This is a genomic window from Lysinibacillus sp. NPDC093190 (genome assembly GCF_050280425.1).
Lineage (GTDB): Bacteria > Bacillota > Bacilli > Bacillales_A > Planococcaceae > Lysinibacillus.
Map to the genome: position 1 here is coordinate 315,906 of NZ_JBNNVG010000001.1, position 20,725 is coordinate 336,630.

Annotated in this window: 21 protein-coding genes; all 21 read left to right on the forward strand. The window is 38.2% G+C overall.

Annotation, left to right across the window (positions count from 1 at the left end; all coding sequences use genetic code 11):
- Positions 1-100: 100 nt before the first annotated feature.
- Positions 101-898 carry a TIGR00282 family metallophosphoesterase gene (locus tag ACQKOF_RS01485; RefSeq protein WP_427553153.1) on the forward strand — a complete coding sequence of 266 codons (798 nt, stop codon included), beginning with the start codon at positions 101-103 and terminating at the stop codon, positions 896-898.
- 795 nt (positions 899-1,693) lie between these two features.
- On the forward strand, positions 1,694-1,960 hold the full coding sequence (locus tag ACQKOF_RS01490; protein WP_010858535.1) for a stage V sporulation protein S: 267 nt from the start codon (positions 1,694-1,696) through the stop codon (positions 1,958-1,960).
- Between the two features lie 422 nt (positions 1,961-2,382).
- On the forward strand, positions 2,383-4,122 hold the full coding sequence (locus ACQKOF_RS01495; protein WP_427552976.1) for a 2-oxoacid:acceptor oxidoreductase subunit alpha: 1,740 nt from the start codon (positions 2,383-2,385) through the stop codon (positions 4,120-4,122).
- A complete protein-coding gene (locus tag ACQKOF_RS01500) occupies positions 4,122-4,988 on the forward strand; it encodes a 2-oxoacid:ferredoxin oxidoreductase subunit beta (RefSeq protein WP_387080111.1) in 867 nt (288 codons plus the stop codon). The genes ACQKOF_RS01495 and ACQKOF_RS01500 overlap by 1 nt, the downstream gene beginning before the upstream one ends.
- 492 nt (positions 4,989-5,480) lie before the next feature.
- Positions 5,481-6,188: a lantibiotic protection ABC transporter ATP-binding protein gene (locus tag ACQKOF_RS01505; RefSeq protein ID WP_427552979.1), complete on the forward strand. Its 708-nt coding sequence runs from the start codon at positions 5,481-5,483 to the stop codon at positions 6,186-6,188.
- A gap of 1 nt (position 6,189) precedes the next feature.
- A complete protein-coding gene (locus tag ACQKOF_RS01510; RefSeq protein ID WP_427552981.1) occupies positions 6,190-6,918 on the forward strand; it encodes a lantibiotic immunity ABC transporter MutE/EpiE family permease subunit in 729 nt (242 codons plus the stop codon).
- A gap of 3 nt (positions 6,919-6,921) precedes the next feature.
- A complete protein-coding gene (locus tag ACQKOF_RS01515; protein WP_427552983.1) occupies positions 6,922-7,677 on the forward strand; it encodes a lantibiotic immunity ABC transporter MutG family permease subunit in 756 nt (251 codons plus the stop codon).
- Between the two features lie 28 nt (positions 7,678-7,705).
- Positions 7,706-8,368, forward strand: coding sequence for a response regulator transcription factor (locus tag ACQKOF_RS01520; protein WP_427552985.1), 663 nt, complete (start codon positions 7,706-7,708; stop codon positions 8,366-8,368).
- Positions 8,356-9,786 (forward strand): sensor histidine kinase, encoded by a 1,431-nt coding sequence (locus ACQKOF_RS01525; RefSeq protein WP_427552987.1) that lies wholly within the window; start codon positions 8,356-8,358, stop codon positions 9,784-9,786. The genes ACQKOF_RS01520 and ACQKOF_RS01525 overlap by 13 nt, the downstream gene beginning before the upstream one ends.
- 169 nt (positions 9,787-9,955) lie before the next feature.
- Positions 9,956-10,327: a 2-oxoglutarate ferredoxin oxidoreductase subunit beta gene (locus ACQKOF_RS01530; RefSeq protein ID WP_427552989.1), complete on the forward strand. Its 372-nt coding sequence runs from the start codon at positions 9,956-9,958 to the stop codon at positions 10,325-10,327.
- A 249-nt stretch (positions 10,328-10,576) separates the two neighbouring features.
- Positions 10,577-11,665 carry an ABC transporter substrate-binding protein gene (locus ACQKOF_RS01535; protein WP_427552991.1) on the forward strand — a complete coding sequence of 363 codons (1,089 nt, stop codon included), beginning with the start codon at positions 10,577-10,579 and terminating at the stop codon, positions 11,663-11,665.
- On the forward strand, positions 11,655-12,491 hold the full coding sequence (locus ACQKOF_RS01540) for an alkaline phosphatase family protein (RefSeq protein ID WP_427552993.1): 837 nt from the start codon (positions 11,655-11,657) through the stop codon (positions 12,489-12,491). The genes ACQKOF_RS01535 and ACQKOF_RS01540 overlap by 11 nt, the downstream gene beginning before the upstream one ends.
- 595 nt (positions 12,492-13,086) lie before the next feature.
- The gene (locus tag ACQKOF_RS01545) at positions 13,087-13,926 is read left to right on the forward strand and encodes an ABC transporter permease (protein WP_427553155.1); all 840 of its coding nucleotides are present in this window, start codon (positions 13,087-13,089) and stop codon (positions 13,924-13,926) included.
- Positions 13,926-14,711, forward strand: a complete 786-nt coding sequence (locus ACQKOF_RS01550; protein WP_427552995.1) for an ABC transporter permease — start codon at positions 13,926-13,928, stop codon at positions 14,709-14,711. Before ACQKOF_RS01545 ends, ACQKOF_RS01550 begins: the two co-directional genes overlap by 1 nt.
- The gene (locus tag ACQKOF_RS01555) at positions 14,708-15,709 is read left to right on the forward strand and encodes an ABC transporter ATP-binding protein (protein WP_427552998.1); all 1,002 of its coding nucleotides are present in this window, start codon (positions 14,708-14,710) and stop codon (positions 15,707-15,709) included. Before ACQKOF_RS01550 ends, ACQKOF_RS01555 begins: the two co-directional genes overlap by 4 nt.
- Positions 15,706-16,491, forward strand: a complete 786-nt coding sequence (locus ACQKOF_RS01560) for a DeoR/GlpR family DNA-binding transcription regulator (protein WP_427553001.1) — start codon at positions 15,706-15,708, stop codon at positions 16,489-16,491. The genes ACQKOF_RS01555 and ACQKOF_RS01560 overlap by 4 nt, the downstream gene beginning before the upstream one ends.
- The gene (locus tag ACQKOF_RS01565) at positions 16,488-17,495 is read left to right on the forward strand and encodes a histidinol phosphate phosphatase domain-containing protein (RefSeq protein ID WP_427553003.1); all 1,008 of its coding nucleotides are present in this window, start codon (positions 16,488-16,490) and stop codon (positions 17,493-17,495) included. The genes ACQKOF_RS01560 and ACQKOF_RS01565 overlap by 4 nt, the downstream gene beginning before the upstream one ends.
- 58 nt (positions 17,496-17,553) lie before the next feature.
- Positions 17,554-17,763: a hypothetical protein gene (locus ACQKOF_RS01570; RefSeq protein ID WP_427553005.1), complete on the forward strand. Its 210-nt coding sequence runs from the start codon at positions 17,554-17,556 to the stop codon at positions 17,761-17,763.
- A 126-nt stretch (positions 17,764-17,889) separates the two neighbouring features.
- Positions 17,890-19,434, forward strand: coding sequence for a tRNA (N6-isopentenyl adenosine(37)-C2)-methylthiotransferase MiaB (miaB, locus tag ACQKOF_RS01575; RefSeq protein ID WP_427553007.1), 1,545 nt, complete (start codon positions 17,890-17,892; stop codon positions 19,432-19,434).
- Complete coding sequence (locus ACQKOF_RS01580) at positions 19,435-19,872, forward strand: RicAFT regulatory complex protein RicA family protein (RefSeq protein WP_370042771.1); 438 nt, start codon at positions 19,435-19,437, stop codon at positions 19,870-19,872. It begins immediately after the preceding gene.
- A gap of 170 nt (positions 19,873-20,042) precedes the next feature.
- Complete coding sequence (cotE, locus tag ACQKOF_RS01585; protein WP_427553009.1) at positions 20,043-20,657, forward strand: outer spore coat protein CotE; 615 nt, start codon at positions 20,043-20,045, stop codon at positions 20,655-20,657.
- The last annotated feature ends 68 nt before the right edge of the window (positions 20,658-20,725 follow it).

Here is a 20,725-nt window from a genome sequence, read left to right on the forward strand (position 1 = left end):
TTATCTTCAATGATATACGTGTAAGTTAAGAAGATTAAGTCTCTCAATGGAAACAAAAATGACATTGGGCGTAATGGATAGAAAGAGTGGTATTGTAAAAATGAAAGTTTTATTTATAGGTGATATTGTAGGTTCAATAGGACGGGATGCTGTAGAAAAATATTTACCCCGATTAAAGAAAAAATACAATCTAGACGTTGTTATTGCAAATGGTGAAAACGCAGCAGCAGGACGTGGAATTACACGTAATATTTATAATGAGCTATTGCAAATGGGTGTAGATGTTATTACGATGGGCAATCACACTTGGGATAATAAAGATATTTTTGATTTTATAGATGATGCAGATTATTTAATACGCCCGGCAAACTTTTCAAATGATGCCCCAGGTAAGGGTATGATGCAAATTTCAAAAAATGGCGTTACATTATCTGTTATTAATTTGCATGGTCGAGTATTTTTACCTCCTCATGAGGATCCATTTGCGATGGCGGAGAAATTAATCGAAGAAGCACATAAAACGTCACCGCTTGTATTCGTTGATTTCCACGCAGAAGCGACAAGTGAAAAAATTGCCCTTGGATGGCACTTAGATGGAAAGGCCTCGGCAGTCGTTGGTACACATACACATGTGCAAACAGCTGATGCACGTATTTACCCAAATGGAACAGCCTATATTACGGACGTTGGTATGACAGGCCCATACGATGAAATTTTAGGAATGACGAAGGAAAGTGTTATTTATAAATTCCAAACAAATATGCCATCTCGTTTCGAAGTGCCTAAAAAAGGACGCGAAGTGTTAAGTGGTTTCTTTGTAGAGATTGATGATAAAACAGGAAAAGCTCTACATTGTGAGCGAATTTATATAAACGAAGATTATCCGTTTCAAGGATAAGGAGAGAAACTATTGTGTATTAAAAAATGCACAATAGTTTTTTTATGTTTAAAAATTGTTATGTCAATGAAAATAAATCATCATATTAAATAAAGTTTGGCTCTTCGGCAAAACGAGGGGTTGATTTCCGTTCTGACTGGGCGCTTTCCTGGGGGCGTCCGATGAGCCGCTTCATTCTCGTTCCTCTATCGCTAATCCCCAAGGAGTCGCCCAGTCTCTACTACAATCAACCTCTTCACTTAGTATGTATTTTCTGGCATGTTACTCTAATTTATAGTGATAAAGAAAAGCTTCAACAAGATGCGTTTTCGTGCGAAAGCGAAGCGACAGATATACAATCGACTTAACTGTTATTAGTCTTTATTCTGATGAGTAACCATTGCGTTCACTTATGAAATGCTTAAAAGTTCTACACTATTGTTGATTGGAGTGGAAGGCTACTTGACTCCCGTGGAAAAGCGAGACAGGCGAGACCCTGCACGGAGCGAAGCGGAGGAAGCGGAGGAAGCGGCTCGACGCTGGCCCACAGGAAAGCGAGTAGCTTGGAACGAAAATCACCCTCACTTTTCATGAGCTCCACTATTTTTAATATGATATCTTTATTTCATTGATCCAGTAAATTTTCTACGTTGAATTTTCAGTCTTTTTTGATTGTTTCAATATATAAGAAATGAAAATAGTCTATTTCCTTCTCGCCGAGCATAAAATGACCTATCGACAATAACTTGAGGTCCAAACAAGGGGGACATGAGTTGTTGAGCGTAAACACTATTCGCGAAACGGGGAGGAATAATTGTGGATTCATTAAAAGTATCATCACGCTCTAATCCAAATTCAGTTGCAGGTGCATTAGTCGCGGTAATCAGAGAAAAAGGGCAAGCAGAAATGCAGGCAGTTGGGGCAGGGGCACTTAACCAAGCCGTGAAAGCAGTGGCCATTGCACGCGGATTTGTAGCGCCAAGTGGCACAGATTTAATTTGCGCACCGGCGTTTGCCGATATTTTAATTGCTGGTGAGGAACGTACAGCTTTAAAGCTTCTTGTGGAAAAACGTGTTCGATAAAAAGTAATGAAGTAAAATGCCTTGCACATAATAAGCTGCAAGGCATTTTTTTCGTGGTTGCGTAGCTCATGCTTAACATATTCACATGTTAAATGACTTAAAACCGAAAAGTTAGGGCCGATATTTGTTAAAATATATGCCATGTATAGAAGTTGATTGGTGTGAAGACTGGCGACTCCTTGGAAATTTTTATTTTTGTTTAGCAAATGCTTTTGTAGCTGAAGCAAAACGTCAACAACAATTACGCTAAGGCGAAATTGATACTTAGCTGTTTGAAAATTACAACTTTTTGAACGGGATTTTCAGTCAAAGGTCTGATTTTCGTTTAAATCGGGGAATAACAATAGTGCAGACCGTTTCTTCGTGTTAAACTTATGAAGGAAAAATAATAGTATACACATTGGATCTAAGGAGTTGTTGACATGTTACATCAGCTTTCATGGAAAGTCGGTGGGCAACAGGGTGAAGGGATTGAAAGTACAGGCGAAATTTTCTCAATGGCAATGAATCGTTTAGGTTACTTCCTATACGGTTATCGTCATTTCTCTTCTCGAATTAAAGGTGGCCATACGAATAATAAAATTACAGTTCGTCCAACAGAAGTACGTTCAATTGCGGATGATTTAGATATTTTAGTAGCGTTCGACCAAGAAACAATCGACGTCAATTATAAAGAACTAACAGAAAAAGGCGTTATTTTGGCGGATTCAAAATTTACTCCAGTGAAGCCAGAAGATTCAAAAGCGCCATTATTTGCGGTACCTTTTACAGAGGTAGCGGCAGAGCTTGGTACTTCGTTGATGAAAAATATGGTGGCAATCGGAGCAACAGCTTCATTGCTAAATTTAGAAGACGCAGTGTTCCAAAATGTTGTAGATGATATTTTTGGCAAAAAAGGTGAAGAAGTTGTTCAGAAAAATATGGAGGCCATTGCACGCGGTCATGAATTAATGAATGAGCTTTTAGGTGATCGTGTAGGTGAATGGGCTTTAGCACCAGCAGATGGTAAACGCCGTATGTTCATGATCGGGAACGATGCAGTAGCACTTGGTGCACTTGCAGCTGGGACACGCTTTATGGCAGCCTACCCAATTACACCAGCTTCTGAGATTATGGAATACCTTATTAAAAAATTACCGAAATTCGGTGGTACAGTTATTCAAACAGAAGACGAAATTGCTGCAGCGACAATGGCAATTGGGGCAAACTTTGGTGGTGTTCGTGCCTTTACAGCTTCTGCTGGCCCTGGTCTTTCATTAATGATGGAAGCACTTGGTCTTTCAGGTATGACAGAGCAGCCACTAGTTGTTGTGGATACACAACGTGGTGGTCCATCAACAGGGTTACCAACAAAACAAGAGCAATCAGATTTAATGGCAATGTTATATGGTACGCATGGTGAAATTCCAAAAGTAGTAATTGCACCTTCTACAATGGAGGAAGCATTCTTTGACACAATCCAAGCGTTTAACATTGCAGAAGAATTACAACTACCAGTTATTTTAATGACTGACTTGCAATTATCTCTAGGTAAACAATCTGTAGAGCCATTCGATTACAATAAAATTGAAATTCGTCGCGGTAAAATTGTTACAGGCGACATTGAAGAAGCAGCTGATAAAGCATACTTCAAACGTTATGAAGATACGGAAGACGGTATTTCACCGCGTGTGTTACCTGGTACGTTGAATGGTATTCACCATGTAACAGGGGTTGAGCACGATGAAACAGGTAAACCATCTGAAGCAACTGGTAACCGTCAAGTACAAATGGATAAACGTTTCCGTAAGCTAGGAGCATTGAAATTTGATAATCCAGTATTTTCAAATGCACCACACGAAGAAGCCGATATTTTATTAGTGGGCTTTAACTCAACACGTGGAGCTATTGAAGAAGTACAAGAACGATTAAATGCTCAAGGTATGAAGGTGAATCATGCGCATATTCGTTTAATTCATCCATTCCCATCTGCTGAGGTGGCACCACTTGTAGCAAAAGCGAAAAAAGTAATCGTTGTAGAAAATAACTACACAGGTCAATTAGCAAATATTATGAAGATGAATATTGGTGGTCACGATAAAATCGAGACTATTACAAAATATAATGGTACACCATTCTTGCCAGGTGAATTAGAAAATCGTGTGAAGGAGTTGACTCGCTAATGGCAACATTTAAGGATTTTCGTAATACAGTGAAACCAAACTGGTGCCCAGGCTGTGGTGACTTCTCTGTACAAGCAGCGATTCAGCGCGCCGCGGCTAACGTTGGAATTGAACCAAACGAACTAGCAGTTATCTCTGGGATTGGCTGTTCTGGTCGTATTTCAGGATACATTAATTCTTACGGTTTCCACGGTATTCATGGTCGTGCATTACCAATTGCACAAGGCTTAAAAATGGCTAACCGTGATTTAAACGTTATAGCTTCTGGCGGTGATGGGGATGGCTTTGCGATTGGTATGGGTCATACAATTCATTCTATCCGTCGTAATATTGACATCACATACGTTGTTATGGATAACCAAATTTATGGTTTAACAAAGGGGCAAACATCTCCACGTTCTGCTGCAGGATTTATTACAAAATCTACGCCAGGTGGTGCGATTGAGCCTTCATTAAAACCATTAGAAGTAGCTTTAACAAGTGGAGCTACATTTGTCGCACAAGGTTTCTCAACAGATATTAAAGAGTTAACAGCATTAATTGAAGCAGGCATTAATCATAAAGGCTTCTCATTCATCAACGTATTCTCACCTTGTGTTACTTATAACAAAGTGAACACGTACGATTGGTTTAAAGAGAACTTAACGAAGCTTGCGGATATTGAGGGCTATGACAATTCTGACCGTGGAATGGCAATGCGTACAGTGATGGAGCATGAAGGTTTAGTAACAGGTATTATTTATCAAGATACTGAAACAGCTTCATATCAAGAAAAAGTACCAGGCTATTCAGAGCTACCATTAACAGATATTGATATTAAAATGAGTGAAAATGATTTTAATGAATTAGTGAAAGAATTTATGTAAATCAAATTTTATATAGCATGGAAAAGCATTTGGAATACTTCCAAATGCTTTTTGTGTTTTTGAAAGACTGTTATGTCAATGAAATTAAGACGTTATATTAAATAAAGAATGGCTTTTTGGCAAAACGATGGGTTGATTTCCGTTCCGATCGGGCGCTTTGCCGCTGACGCTTCGCTTTCACGCAGAGCAGAGCTTCCTGGGGGCGTCCGATGAGCCGCTTCGCTTCGCTGCAGGGTCTCATCTGTGACACTGATCCCCAAGGAGTCGCCCAGTCTCCACTCCAATCAACTATTTCTTAAAGCATATCAATCTAATATATAGTCATAAAATGAAACTTCAGTAAGGGGGGCATTTGTGCAAAAGTGAAGCACTACAACATTCACAAACCTTGACCAGATTGATTTTTATAGTGAATCTCACAAAAATCTTCGATATCCTTATAAAATCCTTATAATCATTTTTTACACTATAATCATCGAAAGGAAGATGATTATGGAAGATATTATTTTACAAACAGAAAACCTTAGTAAAAGCTTTAAGGGGCAAAAAATTGTAGAGGACTTGTCGTTAACGATACCACGCAATACTGTTTATGGTTTGCTCGGTCCAAATGGTGCAGGGAAATCAACAACGTTAAAAATGATTACAGGGATGCTGCGTCCGAATGCAGGAAAGATACTTTTTAATGGACGTGAATGGAATCGCAATGATTTAAAAGACATTGGTATATTAATTGAAACACCACCGCTTTATGAAAATTTAACGGCAAGAGAAAATCTCAAGGTTCGAACGATTGCCCTCGGATTGCCAGAATCGCGTATTGATGAAGTATTAAGAATTGTTGACTTGACCAATACAGGAAAAAAACGAGCTGGACAGTTTTCGTTAGGGATGAAACAACGCCTAGGAATAGCTATTGCGCTATTAAACTATCCAAAGCTTTTAATTCTTGATGAGCCAACAAATGGCCTCGATCCAATCGGCATTCAAGAGCTTCGAAAGCTGATCCGATCTTTTCCAGAGCAAGGTATTACGGTCATTTTATCTAGCCACATCCTGTCAGAGGTAGAGCAGGTCGTTGATGAAATTGGTATTATTGCGGGAGGGAAATTAGGCTATCAGGGAATTGCCCCTCAAGGTCAGGAATTAGAATCATTATTTATGCAGGTAGTGTCTGCTAATAGAAAGGCAGGCATGTAACATGATATCAATTATGAAGGCTGAAAGATTAAAATGGAAAAAGACTTTTATTATTAAATTAGTTTGGCTAGCGCCCATTGTGGCGATATTACTAACTGCAGTATTAATGGGAGGAAGTTTTTTTCAAAGTGGCGCTTATAATTGGTGGTATACAATGCTTCTGCCGGGTGCACTGACGATATGTTGTGCATTGGTGATCGAAAAAGATGCTAAATTGAAATATCATAGTATTCTCGCATTGCCGCTCGATCTTAAGAAGACTTGGTTTGGGAAAATACTTGCATGTAGTGCCTGGTTGTTATTAACTACACTTATTTTCTTTGCAGGAATTACTACTGGTGGAATACTTTTTGGCAATAGCTTTACTTTCATAAATAGTCTTACAGGTAGTTTGTTAATTTTCGTAACGTTTTTATGGCAAATTCCACTTTGTTTATTCCTTGCGGCAAAATTAGGAACTTATATGGCTATTTTAATAAATTTAGTTGGCAATATTGCTGGTATGATTGCACTAGCAAATGGAGAGTTTTGGTATAGCGTTCCTTATGCTATTACAGCAAGACTAATATGTCCAACATTAGAGATTTTACCAAATGGTCTGCCAGTGCCTGAGGGCAGCCCGTTATTAAGCATGTCGACTATAGTTCCAGGCATACTACTTGCTCTAGCATGGTTTGCCTTAATCAGCTTCCTAACTGCACGTTGGTTTCAGAAAAGGGAGGCGAAATAGTGTATGGTAATGTTAAGATTACTGAGAGCAGAATTTCTTAAAATAAAAAGAACGCCATTTTTACTAATTCATCTCCTTGTACCTATTATTATTTCTGGGCTGTTTTTAGCATACTACTCATATTCACCATGGAATTTTGATTGGAAAGTATCAGCTTATTTTCAGGCTCTCTCGTGTGGATTTCCAATTATCATTGGATTAGTTTGTGCAATGGCATCAGAGCAAGAAGCAACTGCAGGACATTTTCAGGAGATGCTAACAGCTTCTAAAACAAAAATAATAGCATTTTTAAGTAAGCTACTACTTTTATTATTGTTTAGTTTTGGTGCAGTATTATTATCCATTGGTATTTTTAGTGTTGGTTTTATTGAACTTTTACATGAGGATACTTTTAATTTTCAATTTTATTTAATAGCTGGATGCATACTATTTGCAAGCTATGTATTTTTATATATTTTACATTTTTTTGTTAGTCTTCATTTTGGGAAAGGCGCCTCAATCGGATTAGGTATTGTGGGATCACTAATAGTAGCCTTATTACTCACTGGACTAGGTGATGGTATTTGGTCATTTATACCTTATGGTTGGGGTGGTCACTTTGTTTCATTATGGGAAATGAAGGCGTCGGGGCTTGACCTATCAACGGTGGAAACAGGACTACAGAAAGGTATTATTGCTTCAGTTTGTGGAACATTGCTAGCATTATTCCTATCTTGTTTATGGTTTTGGAAATGGGAAGGAAGAAAGTCTGATAATTAGGGTATGAAGAAATGATGAGGGTAGAAGTATGGCAAAAATATTAGCAGTAGATGATGAAAAAGATATTTTAGTATTGATAAAAAATGCATTACTAAAAGACGAACATTTAGTAACGGCAGTATCTAATGCGACAGAAGTCAGTAAAATGGATCTTGGTGCCTTCGATTTAATTTTATTAGATGTAATGATGCCCGAAATTGATGGATTCACTTTATGTGGCCAAATACGTCATGCTGTAGATTGTCCTATCCTTTTTTTAACGGCTAAATCATTGGAGGAAGATCTAATGTATGGTCTTGGTCTTGGCGCAGATGATTATATTATCAAGCCGTTTGGAATTGGGGAGCTACGTGCAAGAGTGAATGCACATTTGAGACGCGAAAAAAGAGAAAGACGTAGCATCCTTTTTGTGGATAACATTCACTTCAATTTATCTGGCAAAGAGCTATTTGTAAATGAGGAGAAGGTAATGCTGACAAAAAGTGAATATGAAATATGCGAATTTCTAGCTCGAAATCGAGGACAAGTGTTTTCTAAAGAAAAGATTTATGAAACGATTTTTGGGTTTGATGGGAAGAGTGACAGTACGGCTATTACTGAGCATATAAAAAATATTCGTTCAAAGCTACATGCCTTTAATGTTGACGTCATTGACACTGTTTGGGGGATCGGATATAAATGGAGACAATAAAGCCTAATAAAGGAACACGTTTACATACTTTTTTTCTTCGATATCTCTTTTTCCTATGTATAGGCACAATTTTATTAGTAGTACTACTGTTTAGTATATTTTTATTCACTTTTTCTGCCAATATCGTTTTGCCCGCAAATTATGCAGAAACTCAGATTTCATTATCAAAGGAACGCATTGCGTCTAGTAGTTCGATTACAGCTGATATTATTCCAGACCTTGTTGACTACGCTGTTTTTTCTAAAGATGGACAATTTCTTGCAGGGAATCTTTCAGAAAAGGAAGCTTTTAAGGCATGGAATGTAATGAAAAAAGGAGAAACTTCAAATAGTTCCCAATTTTACTCGTTTATAGAGCGAGAAAATGAGATTTGTATATTACGATATTATTTAGTACCTCAGTATAGTTCAGAAATTTTAAGAAAATATTTGCCTAATCCACAACTATTAGAATTTCTAGTGTTTATTATAGGGATAGTATCTTATGCAACTGTGCTTGCTATCCACTTTGGTAGAAGTCTTAAGAAAAAAATGTTTGGCTTGCAGGAAGCGATTGAAAAAATACAAAATCAAAATTTGGATTTTACGATAAATTCTTCAGGAATCCGTGAAATAGATGAAATATCCATTTCTCTTGAGCATATGAGAGAGGCCTTAAACAGCTCCTTAAAACAGCAATGGGAATCAGAACAGACCCGTAGAGAACAAATTTCTGCTCTTGCCCACGATCTGAAAACACCTCTTACAATTATTCGAGGGAATGCAGAGCTTTTACAGGATACTGTTCAAGATGATATACAAAGAGAATATAATGACTATATTTTGAAAAATACAATGGAAATAGAAAAATTTACGAAAGAGCTAATCGATTTATCGAAAATGGAGAAAAATATCGTTCGTGAAAAAACGAATGTTAAAATGGATAAATTTATGATGGAAGTAGAACATCAAATGAGAGCTCTTTCGATGGAAAAAAAACTTCAAGTAGATGTCCAAAAGGAAATGCTACCTGCACTTATATTTATCGATGAAGAGCAGTTCTATCGAGCGATTTTAAATGTCATTGCCAATGCTGTAGAGCACACTCCTGAAAATGGAAAGGTGACATTAACTGTTCAAGATGCCACTGATTTTATTCAATTTACCGTTATTGATAGCGGCAGTGGATTTTCTCCGAGAGATTTAAATGAGGCTACCAAACAATTTTATCGCGGAGATCCAAGCAGAAATGCAGGAAATCACCATGGGATGGGACTTTATATTGCCCAATCAATTGTTCAGAGTCATGGTGGCATACTGCTAATTGGCAATGATTTAACAGTTGGTGGAGGGAAAGTGACCATTACAATCCCAATCCCAATCAAAGAAGTGCCCAGCCAGAACGGAAATCAACCCCACGCTATGATGACGAGCCTTTAATTAATAAAAAGGTTGGTTAACACACCTGATAAAATATCTTGAGAAAAGAATGATTATGGCAAATTTGCTAATATCATTCTTTTTGTTTTGGTAAATGGAAAAAATGGGGAGTGTGTTCGGGCAATAGTATTGTAAAAAATGCTACAATAAAAGAAAAAAAGAAGAGGCGATGCACGTGGATAACGTCATTGATTTTATTGCAAAGAAAAGAGAACGTGAAGAAAGACAACGTGCCCAGGAATTAGAAAGGTATGTAGCGACACAATGTAATTTTCAGCAACCAGAAAATATTGATGCGCTTGTTGACGGAAAAGTGATTGAGGTCAAGGACCATACGTTGTTTTTAGGTTTTCTCTCGATATTAAAAGATGAAAAAATTGATCCACTTGATATTTTTCAAGATGTTTTTACATTAGAACCTGCTCGCTTTGAGATGTCCTACAATATGAGATGGTGGTCAGTTGTACAGCTTGCCTTTACATTTTTAACAATTTTAAAGGAAAACGAGCCACATACATATGCAGATTTTCTTGGTTTATAAAATTAATCTAGAGTGTGTGCACGTCTTGGAAAGCTACATAAACGTGCGCATACAGAACTAGATTCCTACTTACTCCTCTAAAAATTTTACAATCCCCCTTCAATTAATAATTGTTCATAGATTTTAATAATTCCTTAATAATTTTTACTGAATATTTTAACGTCCTCCATACTTGCTTAATGTTTGTTTCCTAACATAAGTGTTGTAAGGCAAATGAAAACAAACATAAACAAATGGAGGTTCCAACTCATGGCAATTCAAAAGTTGTGGAAGAAAGGTCTAATCGGAGCATTAGCAATTTCAATGTTGGCAGCTTGTTCTGACGGTTCATCTGGTTCGAATGAAGTGAAAAGTGATTTGACACTTGAAGAGATGACGAAAAAAGCAAAAGAAGAAGGAACTGTAAATTCTGTCGGTATGCCAGATACATGGGCTAACTGGGTAGAGACTTGGGGAGATCTTGGTACTGAATATAGCCTCAAGCATAAGGATACAGACATGTCGAGCGCTGAGGAGCTAGCAAAGTTTGAGGCAGAAAAGGATGATGCCACTGCGGATATTGGTGACGTCGGAATTGCCTTTGGACCGATTGCCAAGGACAAAGGTTTAACATTACCGTACAAAACATCTTATTGGGATGAAATACCTGACTGGGCAAAGGATGATGAAGGACATTGGATCGTGGGTTACACTGGAACCATTTCATTTTTAACTGATAAAAACAACGTCAAAAATGCCCCGAAATCTTGGGAAGACATTAAAAACGGAAATTACACTGTCAGCATTGGTGATGCTTTAACAGCAAATCAAGCACAGTTTGCTATTTTAGCAGCTGCTATGGCATTTGGTGGCGATGAATCGAATATTCAACCAGGAATAGACTTTTTTGCAGACTTAGCAAAACAAGGGCGTTTAAAAGGAGATCCAACTGTAGCGAATTTGGAAAAAGGCGAAATTGACGTAGCTATCTTATGGGATTTTAATGCACTTGGCTATCGACACCAAATTGATGAGAAACGTTTTGATGTCGTCATTCCATCAGAAGGCTCTGTAACATCAGGCTATGCAACGATCATTAATAAATACGCCAAAAATCCTTATGCAGCAATGCTTGCTCGTGAATATATTTTATCAGATGCAGGACAAGAAAATTTAGCGAAGGGTTATGCTCGTCCAATTCGTGACAAGGTTCAATTGTCTCAGGATGTTCAAAAGCTATTATTACCTGCGGAAATGTACAAAAATGCACAGCCAGTAAAAGACCAAAAGAAATGGGAAGAAACAACAAAGCAAATTCCACAACTATATCAAGAGCAGGTATTAATTCATGGGAAATAATAAAGTTGTCTTAATTGTCGTCGATGCACTTCGCTTTGATACAGCCTGTACCCATATGGGATTTATGCACCATTTAGTTGAACGTAAGATTTCAGCACGCTACAAGGTTTGCTCAGAGGTTCCGTCACTATCAAGGCCTTTATATGAAACGATTTTAACGGGGACACCACCCATTGTACATGGAGTAACGAGCAATATGACAGTGCGTTTATCCACGCAAAATAGTCTATTTCATTTAGCAAAAGAAAATGGTCTTTCTACAGCAGCAGCTGCCTATTATTGGGTCAGTGAGCTATACAATCGTGCACCATTTGTGCATATGGAGGACAGGTTACAATTAGATACTCAATTGCCGATTGAGAATGGCTTGTTCTACTTTGAGGATCACTATCCAGACAGTCATTTATTTGCTGAGGCTGCTTGGCTTATGGATAATAAGCAACCGGACTTCTTATATATTCATCCGATGAATGTAGATGATGATGGTCATAAATTTACAGCTGACTCGGCACAATATCGAAATCGTGTTTTAGCAGTTGATGCTTTATTATCTTTATTTATCCCAAAATGTCTTGCGCAGGGCTATGAAGTTATCGTGACAGCTGATCATGGGATGACGAGTGATGGTAATCATGGAGGCACAACAGCTGAGGATCGCCATGTGCCCATGTTTGTTATTTCGAATCACGTTAAAGCAGGCATTAAGGATGAGATTGTATCACAGTTACAAATTGCTCCGCTATGCTGTCATTTATTGAAAATCGAACCATCTGATGAAATGGTTCCTCTGTTATTAGAGGGGATGCAATCTTTAAAAAAGGTTTAATTATCAATATTTATTCAGGTATGTCGATTAGGGGAAAAGGTTTATTATTGAGTGATTTAAAGAGGGTATCACCATAACGTGGGGTTGATTTCCGTTCCGGCAGGGCGCTTTGTTGTTGCTGTCGCTACGCTTTCGCACAGATAAAACAATTGCTGACGCTTCGCTTTCGCGCAGAGCAGAGCTTCCTGGGGGCCGCTTCACTCGCGTTGCTCGCTCCAGGGTCTCATCTGTGACGCTAATCCGAAGGAGTCGCCCTGCCTCCACTCCAATCAACTTATATATGGTATAGGTTTTAACAAATATCATCTCTAATTTTGTATGACGAGCCAATATAAAAGGTTTTTTGTAGCTTATGTATACCCATCTTTAACTGATTGTAGCGGGGGCAAATCGAGTGCTCCTACCACTTTGCTTTTGTCACAGAGCAAAGCTTCCATTGGGAATAATAAGTAGTCGTTTTAGAAGTGTGCTTCCTCTAATTAATATGGATAAAATCGTTATTCTCACCTTTCGCCACTTATGACTACTTTGCTAGTTTCAGGGCGCGAATATTTTTATTAATTTAAATGGCTGCTATTAAATATTGAAAGAAGTGATGGGTTTGATTTCAAAGCGGCAAACAGTTGCCTGGCTTTCTCCTTTTCTAGTACTTGTCCTGTTATTTTTCTTAGTACCGTTACTGTATATGCTAATCACAAGCTTTCAAAATAGTGATGGTTTTACACTCGCACAATATAAATCTGTACTAACGAACGATTACATTTTACAAGGCTTTAAAAATAGTATTACACTGTCCGTTATTTCGGCAGTCATTGCCTTAATGGTTACCTTATTTGCAGTTTATGCGATTATGAGATTTTCTGAGCCAGTGCGTGAAAAGATTTTAATACTGACAAACTTAACATCAAATTTTTCAGGTATTCCGTTAGCATTTGCGTTTATCGTATTACTTGGCAATAGTGGACTCTTTACATTGCTATTTGATAAATGGGGAATTGGCACATTATCGTCCTTTTCTCTATATAGCTGGGGTGGTTTGTTACTGATTTATATTTATTTTCAGCTACCATTAGCATTAATGCTTTTATACCCAATTTATGATGGAATTCAGCAACAATGGAAGGAAGCTGCGGCACTACTTGGAGCTTCTACGTGGCAGTTTTGGATGAAGATTGGGGTCCCTGTTATGCTTCCTGGGATTGTTGGAACATTTAGTGTATTGTTTGCCAATGCAATGGGAGCGTATGCCTCTGCCTACGCGTTAACTAGCAGTAATTACAATTTAGTAGCCATTCGTATTGGTTCTCTTATTAAGGGAGATATTTTTGCCCAACCAGAGCTGGCAAGTGCTATTGCCGTAATACTAGCAGTAACGATGGTGACGGCAATGCTATTAAGTGAATGGAGCATTTCAAAAACAAGGAGGAAATTATAGTGAAAAAAAGAGGCTTTGCAGATTTATTTTTCCTCCTGTTAATGATGTATTTAGTGTTGCCAGTTGTTGCAACAATGCTTTATGCCTTTGCGACGAATTGGAATAAAACCATTTTGCCAGAAGGATTAACATTTAAATGGCTTGCTACATTATTTCAGGATGCCGAATTTATACAGGCGTTTGGACGTTCTGTTTTATTGTCAGGTGGAGCTGTAATGATCGCATTGCTCGTTATCGTACCGGCCATATTCGTAATCGTGTTGTATTTTCCAAAATACGAAAAATGGATTCAGATGGCTGTTGTGATGGTGTATTCATTTCCAGGAATTATTTTAGCAGTCGGACTCATTCGTGTTTACAGTAAATTTGGTGTGCCGATGATTTTAGTAGTTTTAGGGGCCTATGTTATCGGTATTCTACCATACATTTACCAAGGGACACGCAATAGTTTGCGAAATGTAGATGCACGGCAGCTTTTAGATGCAGCACAATTACTGGGAGCATCGAAATTGCAGGCATTTACCAAAATATTGTTACCTACTGTTTACCCTGGTTTATTTGCTGGTGCATTATTATCGTTTTCCGTGCTTTTTGGAGAGTTTGTATTGATTAATCTTGTCGTTGGTTCTCGCTTTGAAACAGTGCAAATTTATTTAATGAAGAAGCTTAGTACAAGTGGACATATTGCTAGTGCAGTTGTCTTTATTTATATCGTTCTTATGGGCTTATTAACGTTCGCTATTGCAACATTAACGAAACGATCGAAAGGTGCTACAAATCTATGAGCTATATTGTGATTGAAGGACTTCATAAAAAATATGGATTAACGACGGTTTTATCAAATATAGATATGAAGATTGAAAAAGGTGAATTTATAACTCTTTTAGGTCCAAGTGGCTGTGGTAAGAGTACCATTTTACGTATTTTAGCAGGCTTAACAGATGCATCTGCTGGAAAAATTATCATTGAAGGTAAGGATATGATTGGTGTTCAATCAAAGGATCGTCAGGTTGGTATGGTGTTTCAATCATATGCTCTATTCCCAAATATGACGGTGAAGGAAAATGTAGCCTTTGGTTTACGCATGCAAAAAGTAAATACTGCTGAAGTGGACCAACGTGTTCAAGAAATGCTTGAGATCGTGCATTTAAGTGAAAAAGCCAACTCATATCCGAAAGAATTATCTGGCGGTCAGCAGCAACGTGTTGCCCTTGCTCGTGCTTTAATTGTACGTCCAAAGGTATTGCTGTTAGATGAGCCGCTCAGTGCGCTAGATGCCCAAATTCGTAAGAAACTTCAAGCTGACTTAAGAGCTATCCAACAAAAGCTAGGCATCACGATGATTTTAGTTACGCATGACCAAGAGGAAGCGATGGCTGTTTCCGACAGAATATTTGTTATGAATAATGGCATGATTGCACAAAGCGGAACACCTACTGCGATTTATACAAGCCCTGAAAGTGAGTTTATCGCTAATTTTATCGGACATTACAATGTCTTTACGCGTCAAGTTCTAGAGAAAATGATTGGCGAGACATTGCCAAAAGAATACTCAAAATTTGCGATTCGACCAGAAGCGATTCATCTCAATCAGAGACAGGGGGATGTTTGTATTACTGGAGAGGCGAAGCAGTCATTAATGAGTGGCAATGTTATCCGAACAACGTTAGAGGGTGAATGTATCTTTACGATGGAGCAGCTACATCAACGAGGGCATTCAATTGAGCTGGGTAAGAAATATATGTGTTATGTAGCGAAAGAAGATGTGATTGCATTATCATGACCTATGCAAAAATTGAACGTTTTGAATTTATTTTAAAACAGTTAGAGGTTGATGGGAAAATTGTTGTTGCCAATATTGCAGAAGAATTACAAGTGGCACCAGAAACGATTCGTAGAGATTTTGATGAGCTAGAACAACAGCATTTATTAACGAGAGTACACGGAGGAGCTGTAAAGTATACGAACGTTAGAAATGAACCAGCATTTTTGCGGAAGCTTCAAATGCAAAAAGAGGCTAAACGTAATATAGCTCGTTTAGCAGCTAGACGTATATGTGACGGGGATACAATTGCGGTTGATACAGGCACAACAACGGTGCATATTGCAGATTTTTTATTGGCAGTCAATGATATAACTGTCGTAACCAATTCGATCGCTGCAGCTGTACAATTTAATTTGGCTATAGAAGAGCGGCGGATGACGGGGAAGGTCATATTACTTGGAGGAACGACAAATCCAAGGCAATCCTCAGTAACAGGAGCTATGACATTAGAATTATTAGGAAATATGAATTTTGATAAAGCATTTATATCGTGTGGTGGAATAAGTGAAGGTATCGTATACGATTATGATTTGGATGAATCGTTAATTTCTAAAAAAATGCTTGATCGTAGCAAGGTGAACTTTTTATTAGCGGATGCATTTAAAATAAATGGTAAGTCCTTTTATCAAATATGTCACATAGAAGAGTGCTCAGAAATTCTTTGCGATATAGCTTGCCCATTGGAGTGGCAAGCGTATGAGGAAAAGTGGACAGTATGCAATGGAGGGAAATGCGGATGATTGATTATCATGTACATTTAGAGGAGGGCCCATATTCATTTCGTTGGTTAGAGCGTACTTCTCAGGCAATTAGATTTTTTAATGAAGATGAAGGAATAGCAAAAGGTTCTAAAGCATTTATAGAGTTGCAAATGCAGCAGTTATCACAGCGATTACAAAGTGGTTGCTATAGTGAGGAATGGTTAGATTTATATTTACAACAAGCAAAGCAGCTTGGTTTGCGCGAGGTTGGAATTGTGGACCATCTATATCGTTTCAAGGAGACGCGAGCATACTTCGAGCGTTATATGCAGTTAGATAACAATGAAGTTGGTAGAGTTCAGCGTTACTGGCTTGATCGTGTGATGACGGAAAGCATGGATGATTTTGTGTTAGCTATTAATCGAGCAAAGGAAAAGTGGAGTCGTCATGGTATTTCCTTAAAGCTTGGCATCGAGGCAGATTATTTTGTCGGTGGTGAGGAAGAATTAGCATCATTATTAGGACGATATCCATGGGATTATGTTATCGGATCTGTCCATTTTGTGGATGGCTGGGGCTTTGATAACCCTCAAACACAATACATTTTTGAGGATATGAACACCGCAACCTTACAGGAAAACTTTGCACGATTTTTTGCTACAGTAGAAAAAATGATCCTCTCGAATATGTTTGATTTTGTGGCACATTTGGACAACTTTAAAGTGTTTGACTATCAAGTGAAGGATACGGCTTTTCTTGATTCGTGGTATGAAAGAATTGCTAAGGCACTTGTGACCACACAAACTGCCACTGAAATAAATGCCGGCTTATATTATCGCTATCCAGTAAAGGAAATGTGCCCTGGCCCCCATTTCTTGCAAATTTTAATTGAACATGGTGTAGCCTTTACAGTTTCCTCAGATGCGCATTTCCCAGACGATTTAGGTAAATACACCTTTGCGAATATAGAGTTACTAAAAAGCTATGGCATTCAATCAATAATTGGGTTTGATCAACGCAAAAAACAGTATATAGAACTATAATAATTGTCGCCGTTGATAGATATCTTCGGTGATTTTTTATTTTTAGGAAGAGTGGTGGATGGGCTTCAGAGAGGTGATGGATTGGTTGAGCAAAGCGACGGAAAGAGCCGGCGAAGTGACGGAAAGATATGCCAAAGCGACGGAAGGAATCGTCCAAGCGACGGAAAGAACCGACGAAGTGACGGATGAAACTGCCAAACCGACAGATAGCTCCCCTCCCGCAAAACTGACGTCCCCCGCAACCAATCGAAAATATTCATCTAGCTAAGAGTAATTAAGTCTAAACCGCGACATTTAGTACGCAAACCTTGTAGGATGTTGCAATTATTCAGTATAATAGTAAAATGGGAATTCAAATGCATGGATTTCGTTTGAAAGGAGTTACCTGATTGCGATGAATGAGGAACAACGTTTAGCTAATCAACAAGTCAATCAACCAAAAAAAGAAGACAAGCCTGAAAAGGATTATAGTAAATATTTTGAAACGGTCTTTACGGCACCTTCATTAAAAGATGCTAAAAAACGTGGGAAAGAAGAAGTTAAGTACCATAAAGACTTTAACATTGCAGAAGAGTTTGCAGGTATAGGCACAGGGCGTACTTTTTATATTCGTACGTATGGCTGCCAAATGAATGAGCACGATACGGAAGTTATGGCTGGGATTTTTATGCAGCTAGGTTATGCGCCTACCGATGTAATTGATGAGGCTGATGTCGTGCTACTGAATACGTGTGCCATTCGTGAAAATGCGGAAAACAAAGTATTTGGAGAGCTTGGCTTCCTACTAAAATATAAACGTAAAAATCCAGAAATGCTGATCGGAGTTTGTGGCTGTATGTCACAGGAAGAATCCGTTGTAAATAAAATTTTAAGAAGTTATCCTCATGTCGATATGGTGTTTGGTACACATAATATTCACCGTTTACCGAACATTTTAAAAGAAGCATATATGTCTAAGGAAATGGTCATTGAGGTTTGGTCTAAAGAAGGCGATGTTCTTGAGAATCTGCCGAAAAAACGTCTTGGATCCATCAAAGCTTGGGTAAATATTATGTACGGCTGTGATAAATTCTGTACGTATTGTATCGTACCTTATACGCGTGGTAAGGAGCGTAGTCGCCGTCCAGAGGAAATTATTGCTGAAGTTCGTGAACTAGCGGCTGCGGGCTATAAAGAAATTATGCTGCTGGGGCAAAATGTCAACGCTTACGGTAAGGATTTTGAGGATATTGAATATCGACTTGGTGATTTAATGGATGAATTACGAAAAATTGATATTCCACGAATTCGTTTTACAACGAGTCATCCACGTGACTTCGATGATCATTTAATCGAAGTTCTTGCAAAACGTGGTAACTTAGTTGAACATATTCATTTACCAGTACAATCTGGTTCAAATGATGTGCTAAAAATTATGGCGCGAAAGTATACACGTGAGCATTTCCTTGGATTAGTAGCGAAAATTAAAGCGGCTATTCCGGAAGTAACACTAACGACTGATATTATCGTAGGCTATCCTAATGAAACAGAAGAGCAATTTGAGGAGACATTATCCTTGTACCGTGAAGTAGGCTTTGAAATGGCCTTTACTTATATTTATTCTCCTCGTGAAGGTACACCTGCTGCCAAAATGGTGGATAATGTACCTGAAGAAGTGAAAAAAGAACGTCTTCACCGTTTAAATGAGGTTGTAGGGGAATACTCTCGCAAAGCATTAGAGGGCTTGAAGGGTGAAATTGTAGAAGTATTAGTCGAAGGTACAAGTAAAAAACGCGAGGATGTGTTAGCTGGCTATACTCGTAAAAATCGTCTTGTAAACTTTAAAGCGCCAGCAGAACTAATTGGTCAATTAGTGAAGGTAAAAATAGTTGAAGCTACTTCTTATTCACTAAGTGGTGAGTTCGTAGAAGTAATAAAAAATGAAAAGGTGGAAGCGTAAATGTCACAAGTATTATATACAAAAGATGATTTAATCAAGAAGTCACACGAAATTGCGCATATGATTGCCAATACGCCAGAAGTTGAATTTTTCAAAAAGGCAGAAGCGCAAATTAATGAAAACCAACAAGTACGTGAGCGTATTGCAAGTCTAAAAAGCCTACAAAAGCAAGCTGTTAACTTCCAACACTTAGGAAAAGAAAAAGCGCTTAAATTAATTGAAGATAAAATCGAAAAAATCGAAGAAGAAATCAACGCGATCCCAGTGGTTCAACAATTTAAAGAATCTCAAGGTGATGTAAATGATTTATTGCAATTAGTTTCGAACACAATTGCTAACAATGTTACAAATGAAATTGTTCGCTCAACTGGTGGAGATGTACTTCGTGGAGAAACTGGCTCATACGTAGCCAATACAACACCGGGCAGCTGCTCATAAACATAATAGAAGTAATAGCTCGAATGATGTCATTCGAGCTTTTTTTATGTGTACTTCTTCAAAACTCGTGGAAATTGGCGCAATTCAGACAACATAGTATGAAAAAAGTCAGTAATTCGATTCTATAAAAATATATGTTCACCCAATAGGCGCTACCTGCATATGATGGAGTGAAAAGAGTCGAAGGAGGAATTGCGCTGAAACGTTTACGACAAATCGTGACGAGAGCAGTAGTTGCCAAAGGGAAGAAGAGAACGGAAGAACGTGTAACATTAAGTCCATCAAATAAGCCGACGAGTATTCTCGGTTGCTGGGTCATCAATCATACTTGCTCCGCGAAAAAAGTCGGTAAATTTGTAGAAGTATCAGGGAAATTTGATGTCAATGTATGGTATGCCTATAGTAGTCATTCGAAAACAGCAGTGTTTTCTGAAACGGTGCACTATAAAGACAAAGTGAAGCTTTCTTTTAGAGAAGGCGAAGTGAGTGCTGGTGATGATGTTCGTGTACGTGTCATTCAAGAGCCAAACTGCATAGAGGCAATCATCTCTCCATGTGGTACGAAGTTTGAAATCGTAGTAGAACGTGAAGTAGTTGTAGAGGTAATGGGAGAAACGACGATTTGCATTAGTGTACATCCACTAGATTTCGAAGAGGAATGGAACTTTGATGAGAGTTCATCCTCGTCTTCATCTAGCTCCAGTTCCAGCTCATCGTCTAGCTCAAGTGAAGAAGGCAGGTATGTTTTAGAGTCCTCATCGTTTCCTGATGAAAGATCAAGATAATACTAAAGATTTTATACATGCGAAGCGCTAGCATCTTAAAAAAGGTGAATTAAGCGTTTCGCATGTAT